The organism is Neisseria perflava (genome assembly GCF_002863305.2).
In the GTDB taxonomy this organism is placed as follows: domain Bacteria; phylum Pseudomonadota; class Gammaproteobacteria; order Burkholderiales; family Neisseriaceae; genus Neisseria; species Neisseria perflava_A.
Map to the genome: position 1 here is coordinate 1,825,612 of NZ_CP136962.1, position 24,944 is coordinate 1,850,555.

18 protein-coding genes are annotated in these 24,944 nt (G+C 45.9%); 9 read left to right on the forward strand and 9 right to left on the reverse strand.

Annotated features, from left to right (window positions below; translation table 11 throughout):
• Positions 1–173 precede the first annotated feature (173 nt).
• The 5 genes from CYJ98_RS08520 to CYJ98_RS08540 form a co-directional block, all read right to left on the reverse strand.
• A complete protein-coding gene (locus CYJ98_RS08520) occupies positions 174–2,447 on the reverse strand; it encodes a Tex family protein (RefSeq protein ID WP_101755750.1) in 2,274 nt (757 codons plus the stop codon).
• A 64-nt stretch (positions 2,448–2,511) separates the two neighbouring features.
• The gene (locus tag CYJ98_RS08525) at positions 2,512–3,162 is read right to left on the reverse strand and encodes an ABC transporter ATP-binding protein (RefSeq protein ID WP_003747991.1); all 651 of its coding nucleotides are present in this window, start codon (positions 3,160–3,162) and stop codon (positions 2,512–2,514) included.
• Positions 3,159–3,956 (reverse strand): ABC transporter permease, encoded by a 798-nt coding sequence (locus CYJ98_RS08530; protein ID WP_063068518.1) that lies wholly within the window; start codon positions 3,954–3,956, stop codon positions 3,159–3,161. The genes CYJ98_RS08525 and CYJ98_RS08530 overlap by 4 nt, the downstream gene beginning before the upstream one ends.
• Positions 3,956–5,125, reverse strand: a complete 1,170-nt coding sequence (locus CYJ98_RS08535; protein WP_101755749.1) for a capsule biosynthesis protein — start codon at positions 5,123–5,125, stop codon at positions 3,956–3,958. Before CYJ98_RS08535 ends, CYJ98_RS08530 begins: the two co-directional genes overlap by 1 nt.
• Positions 5,126–5,136: 11 nt before the next feature.
• Positions 5,137–6,315 carry a polysaccharide biosynthesis/export family protein gene (locus CYJ98_RS08540; protein ID WP_101755748.1) on the reverse strand — a complete coding sequence of 393 codons (1,179 nt, stop codon included), beginning with the start codon at positions 6,313–6,315 and terminating at the stop codon, positions 5,137–5,139.
• Positions 6,316–6,434: 119 nt separating this feature from the next.
• On the opposite strand from CYJ98_RS08540, the gene CYJ98_RS08545 reads away from it, so the two are divergent.
• Together CYJ98_RS08545 and CYJ98_RS08550 are read left to right on the forward strand one after the other, a co-directional pair.
• Complete coding sequence (locus CYJ98_RS08545) at positions 6,435–7,538, forward strand: stealth family protein (protein WP_101755747.1); 1,104 nt, start codon at positions 6,435–6,437, stop codon at positions 7,536–7,538.
• Positions 7,539–7,556: 18 nt separating this feature from the next.
• On the forward strand, positions 7,557–11,225 hold the full coding sequence (locus CYJ98_RS08550; RefSeq protein WP_101755746.1) for a CDP-glycerol glycerophosphotransferase family protein: 3,669 nt from the start codon (positions 7,557–7,559) through the stop codon (positions 11,223–11,225).
• Positions 11,226–11,296: 71 nt separating this feature from the next.
• Here CYJ98_RS08550 and CYJ98_RS08555 read toward each other — a convergent pair whose 3' ends face one another.
• The 4 genes from CYJ98_RS08555 to CYJ98_RS08570 all read right to left on the reverse strand — a co-directional run bounded on the left by CYJ98_RS08555 (position 11,297) and on the right by CYJ98_RS08570 (position 15,477).
• A complete protein-coding gene (locus tag CYJ98_RS08555; protein ID WP_101755745.1) occupies positions 11,297–12,346 on the reverse strand; it encodes an acyltransferase in 1,050 nt (349 codons plus the stop codon).
• Positions 12,347–12,431: 85 nt separating this feature from the next.
• Entirely contained in the window at positions 12,432–13,802 is a 1,371-nt protein-coding gene (locus CYJ98_RS08560; RefSeq protein WP_101755744.1) for an XcbB/CpsF family capsular polysaccharide biosynthesis protein, read from the reverse strand.
• Position 13,803: 1 nt separating this feature from the next.
• The gene (locus CYJ98_RS08565; RefSeq protein WP_101755743.1) at positions 13,804–15,243 is read right to left on the reverse strand and encodes an AMP-binding protein; all 1,440 of its coding nucleotides are present in this window, start codon (positions 15,241–15,243) and stop codon (positions 13,804–13,806) included.
• 3 nt (positions 15,244–15,246) lie between these two features.
• A complete protein-coding gene (locus tag CYJ98_RS08570; RefSeq protein WP_003747973.1) occupies positions 15,247–15,477 on the reverse strand; it encodes an acyl carrier protein in 231 nt (76 codons plus the stop codon).
• Between the two features lie 221 nt (positions 15,478–15,698).
• Here CYJ98_RS08570 and galE point away from each other — a divergent pair, with 221 nt between their 5' ends.
• The 7 genes from galE (at position 15,699) to CYJ98_RS08605 (ending at position 24,741) form a co-directional block, all read left to right on the forward strand.
• A complete protein-coding gene (gene galE / locus CYJ98_RS08575; protein WP_101755742.1) occupies positions 15,699–16,715 on the forward strand; it encodes a UDP-glucose 4-epimerase GalE in 1,017 nt (338 codons plus the stop codon).
• Between the two features lie 116 nt (positions 16,716–16,831).
• Complete coding sequence (gene rfbB, locus CYJ98_RS08580) at positions 16,832–17,899, forward strand: dTDP-glucose 4,6-dehydratase (protein ID WP_070606307.1); 1,068 nt, start codon at positions 16,832–16,834, stop codon at positions 17,897–17,899.
• Between the two features lie 73 nt (positions 17,900–17,972).
• Entirely contained in the window at positions 17,973–18,839 is an 867-nt protein-coding gene (rfbA, locus tag CYJ98_RS08585) for a glucose-1-phosphate thymidylyltransferase RfbA (RefSeq protein ID WP_070606309.1), read from the forward strand.
• Positions 18,840–18,892: 53 nt separating this feature from the next.
• Positions 18,893–19,432, forward strand: a complete 540-nt coding sequence (rfbC, locus tag CYJ98_RS08590) for a dTDP-4-dehydrorhamnose 3,5-epimerase (RefSeq protein ID WP_162817341.1) — start codon at positions 18,893–18,895, stop codon at positions 19,430–19,432.
• Positions 19,433–19,455: 23 nt separating this feature from the next.
• On the forward strand, positions 19,456–21,570 hold the full coding sequence (locus CYJ98_RS08595) for a capsular polysaccharide biosynthesis protein (RefSeq protein WP_101755740.1): 2,115 nt from the start codon (positions 19,456–19,458) through the stop codon (positions 21,568–21,570).
• Between the two features lie 136 nt (positions 21,571–21,706).
• On the forward strand, positions 21,707–22,966 hold the full coding sequence (locus CYJ98_RS08600) for a capsule biosynthesis protein (protein WP_101755739.1): 1,260 nt from the start codon (positions 21,707–21,709) through the stop codon (positions 22,964–22,966).
• 368 nt (positions 22,967–23,334) lie between these two features.
• Positions 23,335–24,741 (forward strand): tetratricopeptide repeat protein, encoded by a 1,407-nt coding sequence (locus CYJ98_RS08605; protein ID WP_101755738.1) that lies wholly within the window; start codon positions 23,335–23,337, stop codon positions 24,739–24,741.
• The last annotated feature ends 203 nt before the right edge of the window (positions 24,742–24,944 follow it).

Below are 24,944 nucleotides of genomic sequence, written 5' to 3' on the forward strand. Positions count from 1 at the left end.
GGGTTTGTGATATTTGGAACTATACGCTTGTTTGCATGTGCCTACTACAAAATGTATCGTTAACATTCAACGGGCGTAGCACTATATCCATTCCACTAATTATCTAATTCGCCCCATACGATAAAGGCCGTCTGAACATCACTTTTCAGACGGCCTTCAATTGGTTTTCTACCTTACCGCTTCAACTTCGCAAACGCATCCGCCATTGCCGAATTGGTTGGGGCTCGCTCGTTACGTTGGGGTTTGAGGTCGCGGCGTTCTTGATGTCGGGTTTCAGACGGCCTGTTGCTTTTGGCGGCACAGCCCGGTTCGTCATCCAAACGCATGGTGAGTGCAATGCGTTTACGCGCAGCATCGACTTCCAGTACTTTCACTTTCACCACATCGCCGGCTTTCACGACTTCGCGCGGGTCTTGGACGAAACGATTGGACAGGGCGGAGATGTGCACCAAGCCGTCCTGATGGACGCCGATGTCCACGAATGCGCCGAAGTTAGCGACGTTGGAAACCACGCCTTCGAGTATCATGCCGACTTGCAAGTCGCTGATTTCGTGTATGCCTTCGGCGAATGAGGCCGTCTGAAACTCGCCACGCGGATCGCGGCCGGGTTTTTCTAGCTCGGACAAAATATCCAAAATGGTCGGCAGGCCGAAGCGTTCGTCGATAAAGTCGGATGCTTTGATTTGCTTCACGCGCTCGCGGTTGCCGATAAGTTCGGCGGCGGTAATGCCTTGTTGCGCCAGCATTTTGGCGACAACGGGATAGGCTTCGGGGTGGACGGCACTCGCATCCAGCGGCTCTTTGCCGCCGTTAATCCGCAAAAAGCCCGCCGCCTGCTCGAAGGTTTTTTCGCCCAAGCGCGGCACTTTCAGCAATTTTTTACGGCTGTCGAACGCGCCGTTTTCATCGCGGTAGGCGACGATGTTTTGGGCAAGGGTTTGATTCAAACCGGAAATCCGCGCCAAGAGCGGGGCAGAGGCGGTGTTCACGTCCACGCCGACGGCGTTCACGCAATCTTCAACCACTGCGTCCAGCGATTTGGCGAGCTGGCTTTGGTTCACATCGTGCTGATACTGACCCACGCCGATGGATTTGGGGTCGATTTTGACCAACTCGGCGAGCGGGTCTTGCAGCCTGCGGGCGATGGACACTGCGCCGCGCAAGGAAACGTCCAAGTCAGGGAACTCGCGCGCCGCCAGTTCGGACGCGGAATAAATCGACGCGCCTGCTTCGGAAACAACGATTTTGTGCAGCCCCATTTCGGGCATTACGCGCACCAGTTCACCCGCGATTTTGTCGGTTTCGCGGCTGGCGGTGCCGTTGCCGATGGCGATGAGCTTCACGCCGTGCTGCTTAATCAGGCGCGACAGCGTCGACAACATATTGTTTTCTTGATGCAAATAGACAATGACAGTATCCAGCAGCTTGCCCGTGTCGTCCACCACGGCGCATTTCACGCCGTTGCGGTAGCCGGGGTCGAGACCCAAAGTAGTTAGCCGTCCGGCGGGCGCGGCGAGCAACAAGTCTTTGAGATTGCGGGCGAACACGGTAATCGCGTCGGTATCAGCGGCTTCTTTCAGACGATTTAGTGCTTCAAGCTCCAACGACAAAAAGATTTTCGCGCGCCAAGTCAGGCGCACGGTATCGCGCAGCCATTTGTGGCCGTCTGAAATCTTGAAACGGCGGGCGATGAGTTTCTCGTATTCGCTTTGCTGCGTAATCGGCGTGTCGTCGGGCTGGTATTTGAGCGCGATATTCAAAATGCCTTCGTTGCGGCCGCGCAATACCGCCAGCGCGCGGTGGCTGGGCATAGTGCGGATGGGTTCGCGATGGTCGAAATAATCGCTGAATTTTTCGCCTTCTGTTTCTTTGCCTTCAACGACTTGCGCGTGGATTTCGGCTTCATTCCACAGCTTGTCACGCAGCGTACCGATGAGTTCCGCGTCTTCAGCAAACTGTTCCATCAGAATCGTGCGCGCACCGTCCAGCGCGGCTTTGGCGTCGGGGACATTTTCGTTCAGGTAGCCCTGCGCGGCGGCTTCCACGTCCTGCGGCTGCTCGGCAAGCAACGCATCCGCCAGCGGCTGCAAACCGTGTTCGCGTGCGATTTGTGCTTTGGTGCGGCGTTTGGGTTTGTAGGGCAGATACAGGTCTTCCAGCGCGGTTTTGTTGTCGGCGGCTTCGATTTGCGCCCTGAGGTCGTCTGAAAGCTTGCCTTGCTCTTCAATACTTTTTAACACAACGGCTTTGCGCTCTTCCAATTCGCGCAGGTATTGCAGCCGCTCGGCAAGCTGGCGCAACTGCGTATCGTCCAGCCCACCAGTGGCTTCTTTACGGTAACGCGCGATAAAGGGTACGGTCGCGCCGTTGTCCAAAAGCTTAATGGCGGCATTGATTTGCGCGGCCGTAGCCGAAAGTTCTTGGGAAAGAATTTGAGTAATGTTCATCAATAGAATTCCAACGGACAGGCCGTCTGAAATTTCAGACGGCCTGATTTAAAAAACAATCGCTTTAAGGCAGCGAATTATAATATTCGTAGGCTTTGTCCATATCTTCAAACTGGTACATATGCCCTTTTTCCAGTACCATCGCATTATCGCAATATTGCTTCATGGCGCTGTGGCTGTGTGACACCAAGATGATAGAACGGTCTTTGCGCTTTTCAAACAACTCGTACTTACATTTATCGGCAAAGCGCGAGTCGCCAACTGCAATCACTTCGTCAATCAGATAGCAGTCAAACTCTACCGCCAACGACAAAGCAAATGCCAAACGTGCCTTCATACCTGAAGAATAACGCTTGACCGGCTCATAAAGATATTGACCCAGCTCGGAAAACTCTTCGGTAAAGTTCTTCACATAATCGATGTCGACGTTGTAAATCCGACAGATGAAACGCAAATTGTCCATACCGGTCAGACTGCCTTGAAACGCACCGGAGAATGCCAAAGGCCAAGAAATACTCATCGTCCGCTTGATTTCGCCCGTGGTTGGCGGCTCAACGCCACTGATCAAACGGATGAGCGTCGATTTACCTGCACCGTTGCGGCCGAGAATACCGATTTTCTCACCCTTCTCCATTTTGAAGTTGATATCGTGCAAGACTGTCCGCCAACCTTGGCGGGTCAGATAGCGTTTGGAAACGTGTTCAACTGAAATCATTGCGGCTCAACCCCTTTGCTGAATCTCGCCACCATCGCCAAACCAAGCAGCAGCAAAACCAAGTTACACAACAAAATATACCAAGGATTTTCGTAAGTCGTAACGCTGTTACCAAAATATCCGGCACGGAACATTTCTGTACCATGCACCATCGGAAGCATCAGCACATAGTGTTGCAACTGCTGAGGTAGGTTGTGTACGAAGAAAAACACGCCGGACAAAGGCATCATCACAAAACTGATGGTACTCCAAACCTTGCCAAACGGCTCAAAGTGAAATGCCACCGAACAGATGACCAGCCCCAATCCAACGGCAAACATAGCCATCAAAAGCCAAGCCAACAACATATAGAAAATATCTGCCGGTACATCAATCCAACCGATGACGACCAATGCGAACATAATCACGACCTGCGCAATCGTAGCACCGGCAATCTCCAACAACATACGCGCAAAAATGGTATCTAAAACACGTACATTTCGGTGATACAGCAGGCTTGTGTTGGCCGCAATAGAACCGATGGCGCGATTGGAGGCATTACGCCACATCATCATCATCGGATAGCCTGTCAGCGTGAAAGCCACGATATTCAAAGCCGACACGTTGTGCATGCGGAAAAACTTCCACATCAACACCATAACCAAAGTCAGCAGCAAAGGTTCGACAAATAACCACAAAAAACCAATGTTATTACGACCGTAGCGAGTAATAATTTCACGCATTAAGAGCGCGCCGATTACCCTTTTTTGGATAAGCAGCGACTCCAAAAACGATGTTTTATGTAGCTCTTTCATCAGTTTTTATGCTCACGGATACTTGCAGACAGCAACACGGCAATGCCATAGACAATCAAACCGATGACAAACGTTGCCACAATGTTGTACAGACGGTTTGGTTCATGCGCCAAGTCAGGTTTGTTCGGCTGGGAAATCACTTCCAAATACAATTGCTGACGATCTGCTTCCGCTTTCGCACTTTCCAAAGAAGTCATCGCTGCAGCCAATTGTTTCTCAGCCAATTCGTTTTCCAAATACACGCGCTGATATTCCGCCGCCTGATTGGACAACGAACCCTCGCCGCCGCCGGAAATCGCTTTCATTTGTTGCGAAATTTCTTTACGCAAGCTCTTCTCACGCGCAACCAGACCCGGAATTTGTGGGTTTTCAGGCGTAACGGCTTTTACCTGGTCAAGCTGGGTTTGAATAACAATCAATTCGTCCTGCAATTTGGATACCAAACCCATTTGCACATCAGATTGCGCCTTCAAGTCGAAAATACCGTTGGACACACGGAATTTTGTCAATTGGGCAGAAGCTTCTTTAACTTTCTCTTCAGCAGAATTGACCACTTCCTGAGCATAACGAATCGTATCTTGACGCGCACGCTCGTTCAGCTGGTTAATCAATACCTCACCCTGTTTGAGCAAAGCATCATTGATTTTTTGAGATTCACCGGCATTGAACGATGTAACGCTCAAATTGGAAATGCCTGAGACAGAGTCAAAATGGATGGATACCTTATCGCGGTAGTATTGATAAAAGGCCTCATCCTCGCCACGCAGGCCAAAACCATTAAAACGGCTGAAAATGTCGCCTTCTTTTTCATAAAAATCACGAACGGGCATTTTCTTACGCAACGCATCCAAAGCCGAACGCGACTGCATATATTCCTGCACGGTATAAATATCGTCTTGAGAACGAGAAAAACCGGACCCCTGCAAAATGGCACCCAAGCCGTTCAAAGACGACTGACTCTTAGGAGAACGCACCACAAAGCTGGACTGGGATGTGAACTGATCAGAAGCAAATAGTCCGTAATACACACCGGAACACAAAGTCGGCACGATAACCGTTACCCAAAGCAACGGATTAATCTTACGCAACCAAGACTTTTTGACCTTTTTCTTTTCGGGAGCCGGTTGTTCCGGTTTCACTTCCACATTTGCAGACACTTGCTCAGACATTATTTTCCCCATTAGTTCACTAAATTATTAATACTGTTCGCACCGCTGACCACAGGCGAGAACACAAATGACAAGAACTTGCGTACTTCAGCCATCGGCGCATTCGATACGTACACCACGTCCTTATCCTTCACAGGGAAACGCTGCATCCAAAACATAGAATTCGCATCTGCCAGGTTCAAACGGTAGACCACAGGAATTTCCGCACGATCGCCATAACCTTTTTCAACCCATTTAGATTGTTTCTCAGGAGGCAGCTCGGATAAAGGCGCATAACGGAATACAAATACACCGCGTGCATCTGCACTATAATCCTGCAGACCGCCCATACGTCCCACAGCCTCAGCCAAAGACAAGCCCTTCACAGAGAAACCAATCTGCTGCGTATGACCGACCGCACCCATAGACGTAAACGTGCTCGGATTAGTAATCATTGTGACCACATCACCACGGCGCAACAAAATATTTTGACGCGGATGAGCCACCAAATCTTCCAAAGCAATCGTTCTTACAACGTTACCGCGTGTCAGCTGTACGTTCGTATCCTGAACATTCGCAGTCGAACCGCCCACGGCAGCCACCGCATCCAACACGCGCTCGCCTGCAGCCGTCAAAGGCATACGCACACTATTACCCGCACGGATAACCGATACATTCGCCGCATTATTTTGCACCATGCGCACCATTACCTGCGGCTGGTTCGCCATTTTTTTCAGACGGCCTTTAATAATGTTTTGCACCTGAACCGGTGTTTTACCGAGGACAGACACATCGCCGATAAACGGCACAGAAATCGTACCTGAAGAGCTAACCATCTGTTCGGGCAGCTTCGTTTGCTGCGCATTACCCGAACCGGTAGACGACAAAGCCCCACCGAACAACACAGCCGGAGGAGCTTCCCAAATCGTAATGTCCAGCACATCACCTATATTGATAGCCCCTATTGATGATGTACCATCGCCCAGCTGAGCAAATGACTGATTAACTTGCGCTTGATATAGCGACTGAGCTACCGCACCATTCACATCAATCAACTCCACCTCCGGTACTTCGGCTGTAGCCGACTGTTGTCCCAAAGCAACAACATTTCGTGTACTTGGGCCGGAAGAAGGGAGAGAAGAGCATGCAGCCAACAGACTGACGCACAACAATAACATGCCCCTGCGGGTAAGACATTCTGCTTTCAACATTGATTAAATCTCACTATACTTTTAATTACGCACAACCATTATAACACCTGATGAAATATTAGGCCGTCTGAAAACCTGACATAAGCATCAAAAAACATCACATTACAGTGAATACCGTCATGAGAAAACTTAAAAAACTGATTCGACAACCAGGTGTATTCTTCCGCGACTATCTCAACAAAAGATACCCTGTCCGCAACGCCGAACAGCGTACAACAGAGTCTGACGAACCGGTCATTATCGACAACAGCCTGTATTTAGCCGAACTTGAAAATAGTATCAACCTTCCCCCTATTAAAGTTGATGTCGTTTTCACATGGGTAAATAACCAAGATCCCAAATGGCAGCAACGTCGCCGCCAACATAGCCCTACTGCCGAACAAAACGCACTCCACAATAATGACGAAGCCCGTTTCAGCAACCACAACGAACTTTACTATTCACTTCACAGCGTGCGCACCTTCCTGCCGTGGGTCAACCATATCTACATCATTACCGACAACCAACGCCCCGACTGGCTCAATCCTGCCGACTATCCCAACGTCAGCATAATAGATCACAGTCAAATCATTGACCCGCAATACCTGCCCACCTTCAATTCACATGTAATCGAAGCACACCTGCACAACATTCCCAATCTAAATGAACACTTCATCTATTTTAACGATGATGTATTTGTTGCCCGACCATTACCGAAGGAACACTTCTTTCACGCCAACGGTATTGCTTCACTTTTTATTGCAGACAAAAGCCTAAAACAAATGTCTGAAAGAGGAACCGATACACCCACTCTTTCCGCTTCAAAAAACTGTATCGCACTATTACAACAGCACTACGACTGCCACATCGACCGTCCGTTAGTACACACCTATATCCCACTACATAAAAGCAGCTTTCAATTTGCTTGGCAGCACTACCGTACTGAGATTGAAGCCTTTTTATCCAACCGTTTCCGTTCTAACCACGATCTCAATCTTGCTACCTTCCTCGTGCCTTGGCTGATGTTTTTAAACAGGAAATCTACAGTAGGTAATGAAATATGTTATTATTTTAATATCCGCTCCAACAAAGCGCCTGCACAATATATCAAGCTCTTAGAAAATAAAAAAAATGGGCGTCAGCCACACTCTTTTTGTGCCAACGATTTTCACAGCCAGCAACAGATTAAAAACTACCAGGACAAACTGATTCAAATGCTGGAAAATTACTTCAAAACCAAATAAAAATAAAAGGTCAAAAAAATGAACAATAAAAAATTTCGGAAGCTCTTACGAGACCCTAAACTCTTTTTCCGCGACATGTACGCCAAACGCGTAATGAAACTCAAAAAATACCTTCCCTTAAAATACGAAGGTAATAATCAATTTACAATCGTTTCAGCCGTTTATAACGTCGAGAAATACCTTGATGAATACTTTGACAGTATCGTCAAACAAAGCTTGAATTTCAAAAAACACATTCAAATCATTCTAGTAGATGATGGATCAACCGACCATTCGGCAGAAATCATCAAACGATGGCAAGCCAAGTTTCCCCAAAATATCCATTATTTTTACAAAGAAAATGGCGGCCAGGCCTCGGCACGCAATCTGGGTTTACAACATGTTGAAACCGAATGGGTAACATTCATAGATCCAGATGATTTTGTTTCTTCTGATTACTTCTACAAAACAGATAACTTCTTAAGTAATAATGCCAACATTAGCATAGTAGGTTGCCCATTAGTCTTCTATTTTGAAGATAAAGACATGGTGAAAGATACACACCCCTTAAAATATCGTTTTGCTAAAGGGGATGTTGTCCTTCCATTATCTAATCTAAAAGATCACCTACAATTATCTGCAAGTACTGCTTTTTTCAAAATTGATAATATCCGTAATGCACATATTTATTTTGATGAGGCAATGAAACCTAGCTTTGAAGATGCAAAATTTGTTACTGATTATATTCTAAATACTGATGCCTCAACTAATGCTGCTTTTCTGTCAAAAATCAGTTATTTTTATCGAAAACGTTCCGATGGTTCGTCTACGTTAGATGGAGCATGGAACAATCCATTACTATTTTCTAGGGTAATTGAAAAAGGCTGTATTGAAATTTTAAAAACAGCCAAAATGAAATTTGGAAAAGTCCCTGAGCATATTCAAAGAATCGTCCTATACCATATCATCTGGTATTTTGGCCGTATCGTAAACAAACCTGCAGCATTGTCACACCTAAGTGAAGAGCAAAAAAAACATTTCGTTGCCTTACTACATGAAATGTTCTCATATATTGATGAAGCAACAATTCTTCGCTTTAATTTAGCAGGAACATGGTTTTTCCAAAAAGTAGCTCTGCTCGGTTTATTTAAAAATACAGCACCTAAAAGTCAAATTGCTTATGTTGAAGATTTTGATTTGACAAAGAAACAGATTTTGGTGAAATATTTTTCAAATTTCCCAATTGTTGAGCAATGGGTAATTAATGGTAAGGAAATATTCCCTAAATACCAAAAAGAAGTTGTCTATGACTTTCTAGGCAGTTTATACACTAAAGAATACCGCACATGGCTTCCTTGTAACGATATGGGAAGTTTAGAACTTTTTTTAGCCGGTAATAGAGCCAAATTAACATTCTCAGGAAAACAATTTGACAAACTACCAATCGAAACGGTATTCACTTCATTCAAACAAAAATCCACAGTTAAATCGAATGACTGGATTTTAATGGATAGGGACAATCAGGCCGATGATAATGCAGAACACTTATATCGTTATATTAGTGAAAATCATCCAGAACAAGATATTTATTTTGCCCTGAAAAAAACCTCCTCTGATTGGAAAAGGCTCGAACAAGATGGGTTTAATTTGCTTGAATTTGGCTCATCTGCATTTGAGAGTAAATTAAAAGACTGCGCAAAAATCATCAGTAGTCATGTTGATGGATATATCACACATTATTTCAAAGATAATTCCCTATTAGATAAAGACTACGTCTTTTTACAACATGGCATTACGAAAGATGATTTATCAGGTTGGTTAAATACCAAAAAAATTGCTTGTTTCGTTACAGCGACAAATCCAGAATACCATTCTATTGTGGACAATACGACTGCTTATAAATTTGGTAAAAAAGAAGTTAAACTGACAGGCTTCCCTCGTTATGACCGTTTACTCATCAATAACAATACCGAATCTAAACAGATTTTAATCATGCCAACATGGCGTAGCTCCATTGTAGGCACATATATTTCAGGTACAGAACGAACAAGAAACCCTGATTTCATGAAAACTAACTATGCCAGACATTGGCATGGTTTCATGAATCACGCCATATTAAAAGAACTGAATGATCAAGGTTATCAAATCGTCTTTGCACCACATCCAAGTATTCAGGAATACATGGATGAGTTCACTGTGCCTGACTTTATTAAAATCTATAGCTATTCAGAAGGTAACATCCAATCCGTCTTCCAAAATACTAGCATCTTGATTACAGACTATTCATCTGTTGCATTTGATGTAGCCTACTTGAATAAAGCTATTTTGTATTATCAATTTGATTATGATGAAGTATTCTCCAGTGGAAATCACACCTATCAAAAAGGTTATTTTGACTATAACCGAGATGGTTTTGGTGCAGTTGCTTATAATGAAACAGAACTTCTGGCAGCATTAAAAGATCTAGTAGAAAACCAAGCTAAAGTACCAGATTTGTATCAAACACGCATTGATAAGACATTCCAATTTAGGGATTCGAATAATTGTGAGCGTGTCTATCAGTCTATTACAGCACTTGACCAACCTGACACTACAGATAATCTGCCTATTATTCAGAATATGATTACCCAAGCAGAGAATCATCATGCATGGGACTTGGCAGCAACCCGTATCCAAACTCTGCTTGATACAGGCCGTCTGAATGCGGAAGAAACAGCTGATTATCGCCATCGTTATCTGAACGCTTTATTTGAGAGCAACCAGTTTGATACTTTGCAAAACCTGTTACCTGATTATCCCGATACCGCAGGTTACTGGCATGCGAAAATGGACTTATATATCGGTAATGCTGTTAAAGGGGCGGAATTTTTTGCTGAAAACGAGCATATAGGAACGCAAAATGATTTACTTATCTCATTACTTGCAGCCTCGTTTCACCAAGCAAAAAGGCCGTCTGAAAAACTGTTTGCCCGGATAGGTACAGACTTACCCGATTCATATCAACCTTTGTTGACCGTAGCACAAAAGCTATCGGAGCAGAATTATTTTGTAGCATTGGCTTTACTGAAAACGTATATTGATAGCTTGGACGATCGCCAAAAAGGCTATCTCAAACCCGAGCTGTTGGCTTCTTACCTCTGCATGAAACTTGGTAACTTACAAGGCGCGCATCAGTATTTGGTTGCTTTTGAAAAACATACTCAAAATGATCCAAGTTGCCGTATCGCCATTGCAAGACTGGCAAAATTACGCGGTGATTCTGAAAAACTATTTACCCAGCTTAACCGTGCCTTTGAAGAAAATCTGCTCTTAATTCCTGAAGATTTAACAGTCGATTATCTGAAAAAAATGTACGCTGCCGGTAACACTGACGGCGAAAGATATCTATTGGCTCAACTGCGCCAAAAATATCCCGAGAATCCGTCTTTGGCCTTGTATGAAGCTGAAAAACTTGCCCAAAACCAAGATTGGGAGTCTGTCACCAAAATATTGGCTGATTTTGCACAAACCTCACCGGAAACGATGTATCTTTATACAACTGCTTTATGCCGTCTGAAAAACCATCAGGCAGCACAACGTTATTTTGACAGTCTCTCTCTACAAGACACAGCAGCATATTGGAAACTGGCAGCTGAAATAGCCGAAGCTAAAGGTGACAAGGCATTACAGGCTGAGTGTCTGAAAAAACAATTGGCTTGTTTAGAGTAATCTCTGTCTTATCTTAAAAAAGGCCGTCTGAAAACTTTTATGTTTTCAGACGGCCTTTACTATTAGATTCACTAATCAAGTTCTACCGTTGAATTGATGTAGGTAACATGATTCATTTCTGCTAAATCCTTACCTTCATCTATATCTGTATATAAAACATTATTGCGTTCCCAAAATACATCTTTGCGTATGACTTTAGCCGGTACTCCTGCAATAACGCAGTTATTAGGAAAATGTTTTTTCACTACCGAAAATGCACCAACAATACTACCGCTACCAATCTTTGTACCACCCCAAATTGTTGCGCCATAGGCTACCCACACTCTGTCTCCAATGGTAACGTCTTTAGAAACATTTAAACGTTTTCCAGTATGAACATCATAAATCGGGTGTGCATCATCAGTACGGATTTGATTATTAGTGGCAAACATACAATCTTCACCAATGGACAAGGTTGTATGTTCGGCAACAGTAATATAAACCGGATTGGTACTGGTAGTTTTACTGCCGATGTTAATCGTACAGCCTACTCCCAAACACCATTGGCCTTGCATAGAAACATTTTCTCCAATATAGACTTTGCTGTCCTTACCTAAAAATTCCAAAAACACATTACGCAAGTTTGCATTAGGGTGGATAACAACTTCATTCCCACCTCCTCCTAGAAATTGGAAATGACAGTTTCGCAGATTATCAGGTGCAGTAATTTTATTTCCAGAGGTGTCAATATAATTACCTGACATCACTTCTTTTTTGCGGCTGTTAACTACTGGACGTTCAGAGAAATATTGTTCCGCACGTTCGGCCAATTTGATAAAGACCGCACAGGTTTGGGCAAAATCCAAAGCACTGACATCATAAATGTATACATTATCCCCATCCTGCTTAGATAAACTGAAGTTTGGAAACATTTCTCCAATATTATCTATCTCACTTTTATTACGATAAAACAGGAAAATTTTCTGCCAATCCAAATTTAAGCTGACAGAAAATGGTGTTTCACGGTCAGATTTGAAATTGCAGTACACATTCTGCTGATAATAAACATCAACAGACGTATTTTTTAATTTGATATTTTTAAGAATTTCTTGCTGAAATTCTTCAGTCGTTTTATCTACCATTACATTCCCCAAACATGATAAATATGGTTCAAATATTAAAAAAATAGACAGTAAATTTTAAACTTACTGTCTATTTACTTCACATTTAGTTCAGATTAATGTCCGAATCAGTAATATGGATGTCCAACAGCAAATTATTGATAATGGTATTGGACAAGAATACTGTGTTGCCTGAAAAATCTATGTGCTTTTGAATTTTTTCAAAGTCAAACTCGCATAATACAACTGTAGGCAATGCTTCTTTCAGCTCTTTAATATCCGGATAAAACTCTGATACTTTAGCCGATGAAATGACCACTTGATTTTCAAGGTTATGATCAATTGCATCTGGTAGCTTTTTGAAAGTCTCCAAAATCGGCGTACGGATAGAGTGCAGATACAATGGATCTTTGCCACCATAGTATTTATGGTTGCCCAAAAATGGGTCGATTGCAAAGGTTTTGTACCCACCAATTAAGCCGTGATATACCGCTCCTGTACCGCCTGATGATGCACCGCAAATGACTACGTTTTTCTTATCTACGCCATAAATACTCATCAGGCTCTTAATGAAACGCTGGATATTGTCTTCGATATTTTCATCAAACTTTGTATTCAACCCGTGACTGCCAAACGCGTCTGATACATCAGCCATACGGATGATATAAGTATTTGGCATGATGCTGTTGCTGATAAATGGAAATGGGTGGCTATAATAACGGTCAACCATATTCTCATTACTCTTATTGGTATAAGAGAACAATACCAATAGGTTTTTCTTGTTGGCACTCAATACTTTCGGTGCTTCAACAGTATAAATGACATTTTCCAACTCATGGAAAGAGTCTGGGAAATAAGCCAAAAGATCTTTATAACTGTGCTTGTTCACGCGACGGAACACACTTACACCCATTTTGTGTTCGACAGCTAAAAAGCCTCTATTATTTAGCTCATAAACATAATCACTTAGACCATGATTCCGAGCATAGCTTAGGAAAAACTCATTACTGTCGCCTTTAACACCAATGTATTCAACTTCCGGCTTATCCAAATACTCGGCTAAATTAATGCCTTTATTTTTTTCAACATTCAGGATGTAGCATAATTCGCTGCCAAGATAAATGGAAGTGACTTCTAAAATCTCACTAAATTTATCCTCGATTTTTGCCCAATCGGCTTCAGCAAATTTAAAAGACAATACTGTCTTTTCTTGATTAACCGATTGTGGGTAACTTCCATAAACTTCTGAAATATATTTCAGAAATTTATGGAAGCCGGAAATCTTAGAAATTTTGCTCTTATTACGCTCAATAAAGTTAAAGGTTTGTCCTACTGCCGTATAACTGACGCTGACAAAATAGTCGTTCAACAGAAAATCAAACACTATACTTTGATTGTTATAAATCCAAGCGTTAACCTTTTGAGGATCAATCTTGGCTTTTCGTAAGATGTTTTGCTGAATTTGATATAAATCCATTTTATAAACCCTGTTGATATTTTTCCAACAATGCTTTTTTGTCGGTTTTGTGGTTGGTGCTGACTGGAATTTCATCAATGTGAATAAATTCAGACGGCATCATGTAAGACGGTAAATTTTGTACTAATGCGTCTTTGATCGCCTGAGTATCTGCACTTTGCTTGGCTGTATAGAAACACACCAAACGCAATACTGCACCTGTGTTGCGTTTCAAAGCCACTACTGCCACATTATCAAAGGCAAACTCCTTAAGGTTAAGGATTTTTTCTTCAATTTCTGAAAGTTCGATACGATAGCCATTGAGCTTAATCTGCTCGTCTTTACGGCCTTGTACATAGAACAATCCATTTTTTTCAAAACCGTAGTCACCTGTTTTATAAGTTCGGTTATCTGCACTGTGTACGACCAAGCGTTTGGCATTTTCAGTTTCGTTGTTCAGATAGCCACACATCACATGGTTGCCGCTAATCCAAATCTCTTCGTCAACAATCTCTAATTTGGAATTAAGCACGGCAACGCCTACAGGCAACTCTTCTTCTACCGCCAGCATATCAGGCGTAATATCAACGTAAGTTGTTGCTACAGTAGCTTCAGTCGGACCATAGGTATTGATAACGCGGACACCGGGAAATTTTTGAAAAATCATATTTACTACCGGTTTGCCAAGTTTTTCGCCACAGAACAAAAATTCTTTCAAACTCGGTAAAGTAGCCTGACTGCATTTAGGGTTAAGCAGCTGCTGCATGGCAAAAGAAGGCGTGGAAACCCAAGTAGTAATTTGTTGTTTGGCCAAAAAATCAATCCAGGTGGCAGGATTAGAAATAGCATCACGACTGTTCATGACAATGCAACCACCGTAAGCCAAGTTGCCAAAGATTTCGTACATTGACAAATCAAACGCAAACGGAGCCTGATTCATAAACACATTAGGTGCGGCTAAATTAAGCTGCTCTTTCATCCATTTCATCAGGTTGAATACAGCTTCACGACCGATTTGCACACCCTTAGGTGCGCCGGTTGTTCCTGAAGTAAACATGATGTAAGCCAAATCTTTTTCAGCAAGCTCTACTTCTTCGTCAGTCTGCTTTTCAAAAGTTTGCGTTGCCGAACGGTACACAAAGCGTGCTTTCGACAGTTGGCAGATATTGTTCAGACGGCTTTCAGGATAAATACTATCTACCGGAATAAAAGGGATTTTGTTCAATAAGCAGGCATAAATTGCCACTGCAAAATCAATTTCTTTATGGCCGTGCAACACCAAAGGAATGTTTTTGGTAATATCTGCTATGCTTTTGTAAGCCTCGATAAATGTGGCTATTTTTACACGCAACTCTTCCCAAGAACATTCCTGAGTATCATTAACTAACGCTTTTCCCGAAGTTTGGTTGAAACGGTATTCCAAAAAATCATCAAGATTTTGGAATTCATTTAATTGTTTCATGATTTAGCCTTTGTAATTATTTTCAACATATTGAATGATATTGGCTGAATTTGCCAAAATATCAACCAATTGCTCAAACGGCAAATCAACATCAAATTTTTGTTTGATGGCCATAACCAAATCCATTGCGCTCACGGAATCAATAAGTCCTGTAGATAACAATTCTTCATTTGCTGACACTTGTTTTTGTGCAACTTGTGAAATCAACGCCAAAACTTCGTTAGATACTGACATGGTAAGATCCTTTTATTAAAATTGAAATGATAACGCTTTGCACCCTGTGCATAACACTGTGATTATCCCATATTTTTTTACTTTTCAGGTAACTAAATATACAATATCCAAATAAAGCAATCCCTCTTTGACAACATTTACACCAGGTCATCTGAAAGCGTTTGTATTTTCAGCCAACCTGTTTCACGACTTCCAAACACAATTTTAATTAAGGAAAACCAATGACTATTCTTATTACCGGCGGTACCGGTTTTATCGGTTCTCATACCGTTGTTTCCCTGCTGAAATCAGGCTTTAATGCCGTGATTTTGGACAATTTGTGCAATTCGTCTGCCAACATCCTCCCGCGCTTGGAAAAGATTACCGGCAAGTCTGTGCCTTTTTACCAAGGGGATATCCGTAATCGTGAAGTGTTGCGTCAAATCTTTGCGGAACACGATATTGATGCTGTCATCCATTTTGCCGGCTTGAAGGCAGTCGGTGAAAGCGTGGCCGAACCAATGAAATACTATGACAACAATGTGTCGGGCAGTTTGGTTTTGGCTGAAGAAATGGCGCGTGCCGGCGTATTTAAGATTGTGTTCAGCTCATCTGCTACGGTTTACGGCGATCCGGGTAAAGTACCTTATACGGAAGATATGCAACCGGGGGATACGACCAGCCCTTACGGCACGTCTAAGTCTATGGTGGAGCGCATTTTGACGGATATCCAAAAGGCCGATCCGCGTTGGAGCGTGATTTTGTTGCGCTATTTCAACCCTATCGGTGCGCATGAAAGCGGTTTGATCGGCGAGCAGCCAAACGGTATCCCAAACAATCTGCTGCCTTATATCTGCCAAGTGGCTTCAGGCAAGCTGCCGCAATTGTCGGTTTTCGGCGATGACTATCCTACCCCAGACGGTACGGGTATGCGCGACTATATCCATGTGATGGATTTGGCGGAAGGCCATGTGGCGGCAATGCAGGCGAAAAGCGATGTTTCGGGTGTACACCTGTTTAATTTGGGTTCGGGACGTGCTTATTCGGTATTGGAAATCATCCGTGCCTTTGAGGCAGCCTCCGGTTTGACCATTCCGTTCCAAATCAAACCGCGTCGTGATGGCGATTTGGCCTGTTTCTACGCCGATCCCGCCTACACCAAAGCGCAGACCGGTTGGGAAACCAAGCGTGATTTGGCGCAGATGATGGAAGACTCATGGCGTTGGGTCAGCAACAACCCAAATGGCTACGACGATTAAATTGACCTGATACAGGCCGTCTGGAAGAGATATTTTCAGACGGCCTCTTTATCTGAAAAACACACTTTCTGTCTGCTATAATCTGTTTATATTATTTTGACTATCCTCTGAAACTTATGAAAAAAATCCTTGTTACCGGCGGCGCGGGCTTTATCGGTTCTGCCGTTGTCCGTCATATTATCCAAAACACCCAAGACTCTGTCGTCAATGTCGATAAGCTGACTTATGCCGGCAATTTGGAATCTTTGACTGAGGTAGCAGGCAACCCTCGCTATGCTTTTGAGCAAGTGGATATTTGCGACCGCGCCGAACTCGACCGCATATTCGCACAACACCAGCCTGATGCCGTGATGCACTTGGCTGCGGAAAGCCATGTCGACCGCTCTATCGATTCGGCAGGCGAGTTTATCCAAACCAATATCGTCGGCACATTCAATCTGCTTGAAGCGGCCCGCGCCTACTGGCAACAAATGCCGTCTGAAAAGCGCGAAGCCTTCCGCTTCCACCATATTTCTACCGATGAAGTCTATGGCGATTTGCACGGTACGGACGATTTGTTCACCGAAACCACGCCATACGCGCCGTCCAGCCCCTACTCTGCTTCTAAAGCGTCCAGCGACCATCTCGTCCGCGCATGGTTGCGTACTTACGGTTTGCCGACCATCGTAACCAACTGCTCCAACAACTACGGCCCTTACCATTTCCCGGAAAAACTCATTCCATTGATGATTCTGAACGCGCTCGACGGCAAACCGCTGCCCGTGTACGGCGACGGTATGCAAATCCGCGACTGGCTGTTTGTCGAAGACCACGCGCGCGCGCTGTATCAGGTTGTTACCGAAGGTGTTGTCGGCGAAACCTACAATATTGGTGGCCACAATGAAAAAGCCAATATTGAAGTCGTCAAAACCATCTGCGTCCTGCTGGAAGAGCTTGTTCCTGAAAAACCGGCGAGTGTGACTCGTTATGAAGATTTGATTACTTTCGTACAAGACCGCCCCGGCCATGACGTACGCTACGCCATCGACGCCGCCAAAATCGGCAGGGAGCTGGGCTGGAAACCGCAGGAAACATTCGAATCCGGCATCCGCAAAACAGTGCAATGGTATTTGGACAACAAAACCTGGTGGCAAAACGTACTGAACGGCAGCTACCGTTTAGAGCGTTTAGGCACCGGAAAATAAGTTTTCAGACGGCCTATTCCCATATTAGGCCGTCTGAAAATCATGCAAACACACACTACTCAGGAGAAAACCCATGAAAGGCATCATCCTCGCCGGAGGCAGCGGCACACGCCTCTATCCCATCACACGCGGCGTATCCAAACAACTGCTGCCCGTGTACGACAAGCCCATGATTTACTATCCCCTGTCCGTATTGATGCTGGCAGGAATCCGCGATATTTTGGTAATCACCACGCCCGAAGACAACGCCTCTTTCAAACGCCTGCTCGGCGACGGCAGCGATTTCGGCATTTCCATCAGCTATGCCGTGCAACCCAGTCCGGACGGCTTGGCACAGGCATTTATCATCGGCGAAGAATTTATCGGCAACGACAATGTTTGCTTGGTTTTGGGCGACAATATTTTCTACGGCCAATCGTTTACGCAAACATTGAAACAGGCCGCCGCCAAGACCCACGGCGCAACCGTATTCGGCTATCAAGTCAAAGACCCCGAGCGTTTCGGCGTGGTTGAATTTGACGAAAACTTCAACGCCCTGTCTATCGAAGAGAAACCGCAACAGCCCAAATCCGATTGGGCGGTAACCGGCTTGTACTTCTACGACCAACGCGTCGTCGAGTTCGCCAAACAAATCAAACCGTCCACCCGCGGCGAATTGGAAATTTCCGACCTCAACCAAATGTATTTGGAAGACGGTTCATTGTCGGTACAACTTTTGGGACGCGGTTTCGCATGGTTGGACACCGGCACCCACGAGAGCCTGCACGAAGCCGCTTCTTTCGTCCAAACCGTGCAAAACATCCAAGACCTGCAAATCGCCTGCCTGGAAGAAATTGCTTGGCGCAACGGTTGGCTTTCCGATGAAAAACTGGAAGAGCTGGCGCGCCCGATGGCGAAAAACCAATACGGCCAATATTTGCTGCGCCTGTTGAAAAAATAATGTTTGAGGCCGTCTGAAACTTTTCAGACGGCCTTTAGATGAAAGATAAAACGATGAACATCATTGATACCGCCATTCCTGACGTAAAACTGCTTGAGCCGCAAGTCTTCGGCGACGCGCGCGGCTTTTTTATGGAAACCTTCCGCGACGAGTGGTTCAAGACCCAAGTCTGCGACCGCACCTTCGTGCAGGAAAACCATTCCAAATCCAGCAAAGGCGTATTGCGCGGCCTGCACTATCAAACTGAAAACACACAAGGCAAACTCGTACGCGTGGTTGTCGGCGAAGTATTCGACGTGGCTGTCGATATGCGTAAAGACTCCCCCACTTTCGGCAAATGGGTAGGCGAAATTTTGTCCGCAGAAAACAAACGCCAACTGTGGGTACCCGAAGGTTTCGCTCACGGCTTCTATGTACTGAGCGATGAAGCCGAGTTCGTCTATAAATGCACAGACTATTACAACCCAAAAGCCGAACACTCGCTGATTTGGAATGATCCGACCGTCGGCATCGACTGGCCGTTGCAAGGCGAGCCAAACCTGTCGCCTAAAGACTTGGCAGGCAAAGTATTGGCTGAAGCAGTCATGTTTTAAGACTATTCAGGCCGTCTGAAAGAATGTTCCTCTTTTCAGACGGCCTACAATCCATTAATAACAATAATCGACGAAAACGCATTGTGAAAAACGCCTACATTCCCTCTCGCGGCATTCGCAAAATCCCCCATCTCTCCACCCTATTGCCTGAATTTCATATCTGCAAAGATGGAAAAGGAGCAGAGGCTGTTGTTGGCTGGGGTTTGCGCCCGACGACACACAAAGCGCGTGCTTTTGCCGCTAAACACCAGCTTCCCTTTATTGCTTTGGAAGACGGCTTTTTACGATCATTCGGACTGGGCGTCTCCGGTTATCCGCCCTACTCCATCGTCTATGACGATATCGGTATCTACTACGACACCACGCGTCCTTCGCGTTTGGAACAACTGATTCTCGCTGCCGATACTATGTCGTCTGAAACCTTGGCTCAGGCGCGACAGGCGATGGATTTCATCCTGCAACACCACCTGTCCAAATACAACCACGCGCCCGAACTTTCAGACGATCATCCTTTGCGCTCCCCATCTAAGTCTGAAACCGTCCTCATCATTGACCAAACCTTCGGCGATATGGCCATCCAATATGGCGGTGCAGATGCCTCTACGTTTGAACTGATGTTTCAGACGGCCTTGAATGAAAACCTGCAAGCCGATATCTGGGTAAAAACCCATCCCGATGTTTTGTGCGGCAAAAAACAAGGCTATCTGACCCAACTGGCGCAGCAATACCGCGTCCATCTTTTGGCAGAAGACATCAATCCGATTTCTTTGTTGCAAAACGTTGATAAAGTTTATTGCGTTACCTCGCAAATGGGTTTTGAGGCGCTTTTGTGCGGCAAACCACTGATCACCTTCGGCCTGCCGTGGTATGCCGGATGGGGCGTAAGCGACGACCGCCATCCTAAAATCAGCAGCCTTGCTCAAACCCAACGTCGCACCCCTCGCAACTTACTGCAGCTCTTCGCCGCAGCCTATATTCAATACAGCCGCTACCTCAACCCCAATACCGACGAAGTAGGCAGCCTCTTTGATGTCATCGACTATCTGGCGACGGTGAAACGCAAAAACGACAAATTGCGTGGCGAGTTGTATTGCGTCGGCATGTCTTTGTGGAAACGCGCGGTTGCCAAACCGTTCTTTAACGTACCCTCATGCCGTCTGAAATTTATCTCCTCCACAAAAAAACTGGCCAGGGTCAAACTGTCCGATGATGCACGCATCCTTGCTTGGGGCAATGGCAAAGAGGCCATCGTCCGTTTTGCCGAACAACACCACATCCCCCTGCTGCGCATGGAAGACGGCTTTATCCGCTCGGTCGGGCTCGGTTCTAATTTAGTACCGCCGCTGTCGCTCGTTACCGACGATATGGGCATTTATTTCAATGCCGAAACCCCGTCCCGTCTTGAACACATCCTGCAAAACCAAAACTTCGACAATCAAGACTTTCAGACGGCCTTGAAGCTGCAAAAAATGCTGACCGAAAACCGTATCAGCAAATACAACGTCGGCAGCTCAGACTTCACCGCCCCGTTAACCGACAAAACCGTGATCCTCGTTCCCGGCCAGGTCGAAGATGATGCGTCTATCCGCTACGGTTCGCCCCAAATCTATCGCAATCTGGATCTGCTCCGTACCGTACGCAAACGCAATCCCGATGCCTATATCATCTACAAACCGCATCCCGATGTAGTCAGCGGTAACCGTATCGGCCATATCTCTCCTGAAGATACGGCACGATATGCCGACCAAACCGCCGAACAAGCCGACATCCTGACTTGTCTCCGATACGCAGACGAAGTACATACCATGACTTCGCTGACCGGTTTTGAAGCCTTGTTGCGCGGCAAAAAAGTCAGCTGCTACGGCCTGCCTTTCTATGCAGGTTGGGGGCTTACCCAAGATCTGCTCCCTATTCCGCGCCGCAGTCGCAGACTTGAACTTTGGCAGCTGATTGCCGGCACGCTCATCCACTATCCTGACTACATCCACCCCGAAACCCATCAGGCCATCAATGCGGAAACTGCAGCCCAAATCCTGATACGACAAAAAAATATGCAAAAAAACAACAACGGATTACATCGCGGGTACTTTGCTAAAAAATTAGGTAAAATCAAACAACTATATCGATCTTTTAAATAAATACCATCTAAATTAACAATACGTCATGAACTTGCCTCTATTGTGGCATCATTGCTTTTGCATCGTTAATTCTCTTGGCGTATGCTTGAAAGTTCAACCTAAAACTATTACATAAAAAACAAAACCACATTGCGACATGAAACAGACCGTCCTCAAAAACAACCTGCAAAACCTGCTTGAAAGCGCAGAAAATATCCTGCTGCTTCAAGGCCCTGTCGGCGATTTTTTTCTGCGCCTTGCCAATTGGCTGACTGAAAACGGCAAAACTGTACATAAATTCAACTTTAATGCAGGCGACGACTATTTTTATCCGCCCACTCAAGCGCATACCGTTGTTTTTAACGACAACTACGATGCCTTTCCTGAATTCTTGCAAGAATACATCGTTCAACATCACATCCAGGCGGTTGTCTGCTTTGGCGACACACGCCCTTATCACGTCATTGCAAAACGCATTGCAAACGAAAACCAAGCCAGTTTCTGGGCATTTGAAGAAGGCTATTTCCGCCCCTACTACATCACCTTAGAAAAAGACGGCGTCAACGCATTTTCCCCGTTGCCGCGCCGTGCCGACTTTTTTTTGGAACAATTCCCCAAGCTGGTCCAGCAAGAATACAAAGCGCCGACGCCGGTACGCGGCGGGTTTATGCCCATGGCCAAAAATGCCGTCCGTTACTATATCGAATTGTTCCGCAATCCGAACAAGTACCCGAACTACATCCACCACCGCGCATCCAATGCCGGCCATTACCTCAAACTGTGGTCGATCTCCATCCTCAAGCGTTTGAACTACTATATTGAAGACATCCAAATCGCCAAACGCGTGGAGGCGGGCAAATACGGCAAATTTTTTATTGTTCCCTTGCAGGTATTCAACGACAGCCAAGTCCGCATCCATTGTGACTTTTCCAGCGTCCGCAGCTTCCTGCTCCATATTTTGGCCTCCTTTGCCGCGCACGCGCCTGCCGATACCAACCTCATCATCAAGCATCATCCGATGGACCGCGGCTTTATCGACTACTCGCGCGACATCAAACGCTTTATCAAAAAACACCCCAAACTCAAAGGCCGTATCACTTACGTCCATGATGTCCCCCTGCCCGTTTTCCTGCGCCACGGCCTCGGCATGGTTACCATCAACAGCACCAGCGGCCTGTCCGGTCTGATTCACAATATGCCAGTTAAGGTTCTCGGCCGTGCCTATTATGATATTCCCGGCATTACTGACCAAAATACCTTGGCAGAATTTTGGAATCATCCGACACCGCCTGACAAAGAGCTGTTCCATGCCTACCGAATGTACCACCTCAACGTGACCCAAATTAACGGTAACTTCTACAGTCAGGTGTTTTTTCCCAACAAAAACACATCCGACTTTTCTACACCGACAACCTGACTTAGCGAAGGAAAAGTTCAGACCGTCTGAAAATATTTCAGACGGCCTGAAGCAATCAATACCTTGGCTACTTACATGTAAATAAAACACAAAAACCTGCATTTATCATTAACAATAAATTACAAAGACAGTATAATGACCGAGCTGTCATGAGCGCATACCGACTCAAGCTGAGCCTTTTGTAACACACAAAATATGGATGTATCCCTAGGCAAAACAATATAACAAGCCAAACATCCTAAAAATAAGCCAGCAAGACAATACACTCTACAAAACTATGCCGAGCAAAATTTTTACAAAGCTCTCAACCGGTATCGCCGCCCATATGCCGCAACATCCGTCTTCCACTTTATATCCGCCCGCAAACCATGACCGCTGCTCCTGAAATCCTCTACCGGCAAGCCGCCGCCCTTTTGGAACAATCCCATACCGCCCAAGCCCTGCCCCTGTTGCAACAGGCGGCAGAGCAAGGTTATGCGGAAGCTGCTTTCGTATTGGGCAACCATCTGCTGCAAAACGGCCAACCGGAGCAGGCACTTTCATGGTTGGAAGCCGCCGCGGCCCAACGCCATCCCAAAGCACTCTTCTCCCTGCTGCAACAACGCGAACACAACGGCACCCCGACCGGACAGCTTCTTAACGACTATGCCTGGCTGGGTGAGCAGGGACACTCAGAAGCCCAATTAATCCTCATGCGTTACCACGCGCAACGCAACAATCCACAATCACTCTACTGGGCGGAGCTTGCCGCCGCCCGATATGCCGCGCCCGCGTATTACCATCTGGCACGCCATCATCAACGCCAAGGCGACGTTGCGACAGCCGTCGAACAATACGAAAAAGCGGCCACCCTCGGCGTGACTGCCGCCTGTTGGCAACTCGGTCAAATCTACTTCTACGGCACAGGCATCAGCCCCGACCACGCACAAGCCGAACAATACCTCGAACAAGCCGCGCAAGCCGGCCATATCGCCGCACAAACCCTGCTGGCCGACCTTCTTGCTGCCCAACGCCGACCCGAAGCCTTGGAATGGTATCGCCGTGCCGCCGACAAGGAACAAGCGGAAGCTCAAGCCAAGCTGGCCCAATACGCCCTGACCGGCGAACTTTCCGAACGAGACCCGTTCCAAGCGGCACGCTACGCCAAAGCCGCCGCCGAGAAAAACCATCCCGAAGCCCTGAAAATCATGGGCGACCTCTACCGCTACGGCCTCGGCATCAAAGCCGACAACCATGTCGCGCACGATTACTACCACCGTGCCGCCGCGCTGGGTTCTGCCGCCGCCGCACAAAAACTCGTCAGCGATGCCGCGCTGTACCATCCGCAACAATACGAACAAATCAAAACAGCCGCCCTGCAACAGCAACAAACCGAGACCGCATACCGCTTGGCGGAAGCACAAGCCCGCGCCATCGGCCGTCCTGCCGACTACAATGCCGCGCGCAAAAATTACATGGAAGCGGCCGAGTTCCATCATAAAAATGCGGCGGCAGCCTTAGGCCGCATCTACCATTACGGCCTCGGCACGGCGCAAGACCCTCGGGCGGCCGCCCACTGGTACGCCATCGCAGCCGAACAAAACCACCCTTCCGCCCAATACCACCTCGCCTGTTTTTACTATCACGGGCAAGGTGTAAGCTGCCATGTTCCGACTGCCTGCTACTGGCTGCAGGCCGCCATCGGCAACGGGCATACCTCGGCCGGGTTATTAACATCCCTCTTGGAACAATGGCGCCGCGAAGCACATCATGCCATCGGGAAAAAGGCCGTCTGAAAAGATTTACACACGCATTTTTTGACAATCTTTAACTATTCCCCTAATATTTGCCAGTTATTTTTCACGGACAAGCCATCGTTTCCATTTCTTTCCGGAAACACCTTGTCCGCGCATCAATACCATAACACTCGGCGGATAACGCCAAGCGTTGAAACACACTGCATCCGGAAAGAAACGGATACTCGGAAAAACATTTCTAG

Bases quoted from the DNA above. Each gene is read 5' to 3' on its own strand.
- CYJ98_RS08520 (WP_101755750.1), bottom strand. From the start codon at position 2,447: ATGAACATTACTCAAATTCTTTCCCAAGAACTTTCGGCTACGGCCGCG.
- CYJ98_RS08525 (WP_003747991.1), bottom strand. From the start codon at position 3,162: ATGATTTCAGTTGAACACGTTTCCAAACGCTATCTGACCCGCCAAGGT.
- CYJ98_RS08530 (WP_063068518.1), bottom strand. From the start codon at position 3,956: ATGAAAGAGCTACATAAAACATCGTTTTTGGAGTCGCTGCTTATCCAA.
- CYJ98_RS08535 (WP_101755749.1), bottom strand. From the start codon at position 5,125: ATGTCTGAGCAAGTGTCTGCAAATGTGGAAGTGAAACCGGAACAACCG.
- CYJ98_RS08540 (WP_101755748.1), bottom strand. From the start codon at position 6,315: ATGTTGAAAGCAGAATGTCTTACCCGCAGGGGCATGTTATTGTTGTGC.
- CYJ98_RS08545 (WP_101755747.1), top strand. From the start codon at position 6,435: ATGAGAAAACTTAAAAAACTGATTCGACAACCAGGTGTATTCTTCCGC.
- CYJ98_RS08550 (WP_101755746.1), top strand. From the start codon at position 7,557: ATGAACAATAAAAAATTTCGGAAGCTCTTACGAGACCCTAAACTCTTT.
- CYJ98_RS08555 (WP_101755745.1), bottom strand. From the start codon at position 12,346: ATGGTAGATAAAACGACTGAAGAATTTCAGCAAGAAATTCTTAAAAAT.
- CYJ98_RS08560 (WP_101755744.1), bottom strand. From the start codon at position 13,802: ATGGATTTATATCAAATTCAGCAAAACATCTTACGAAAAGCCAAGATT.
- CYJ98_RS08565 (WP_101755743.1), bottom strand. From the start codon at position 15,243: ATGAAACAATTAAATGAATTCCAAAATCTTGATGATTTTTTGGAATAC.
- CYJ98_RS08570 (WP_003747973.1), bottom strand. From the start codon at position 15,477: ATGTCAGTATCTAACGAAGTTTTGGCGTTGATTTCACAAGTTGCACAA.
- galE (WP_101755742.1), top strand. From the start codon at position 15,699: ATGACTATTCTTATTACCGGCGGTACCGGTTTTATCGGTTCTCATACC.
- rfbB (WP_070606307.1), top strand. From the start codon at position 16,832: ATGAAAAAAATCCTTGTTACCGGCGGCGCGGGCTTTATCGGTTCTGCC.
- rfbA (WP_070606309.1), top strand. From the start codon at position 17,973: ATGAAAGGCATCATCCTCGCCGGAGGCAGCGGCACACGCCTCTATCCC.
- rfbC (WP_162817341.1), top strand. From the start codon at position 18,893: ATGAACATCATTGATACCGCCATTCCTGACGTAAAACTGCTTGAGCCG.
- CYJ98_RS08595 (WP_101755740.1), top strand. From the start codon at position 19,456: ATGTTCCTCTTTTCAGACGGCCTACAATCCATTAATAACAATAATCGA.
- CYJ98_RS08600 (WP_101755739.1), top strand. From the start codon at position 21,707: ATGAAACAGACCGTCCTCAAAAACAACCTGCAAAACCTGCTTGAAAGC.
- CYJ98_RS08605 (WP_101755738.1), top strand. From the start codon at position 23,335: ATGACCGCTGCTCCTGAAATCCTCTACCGGCAAGCCGCCGCCCTTTTG.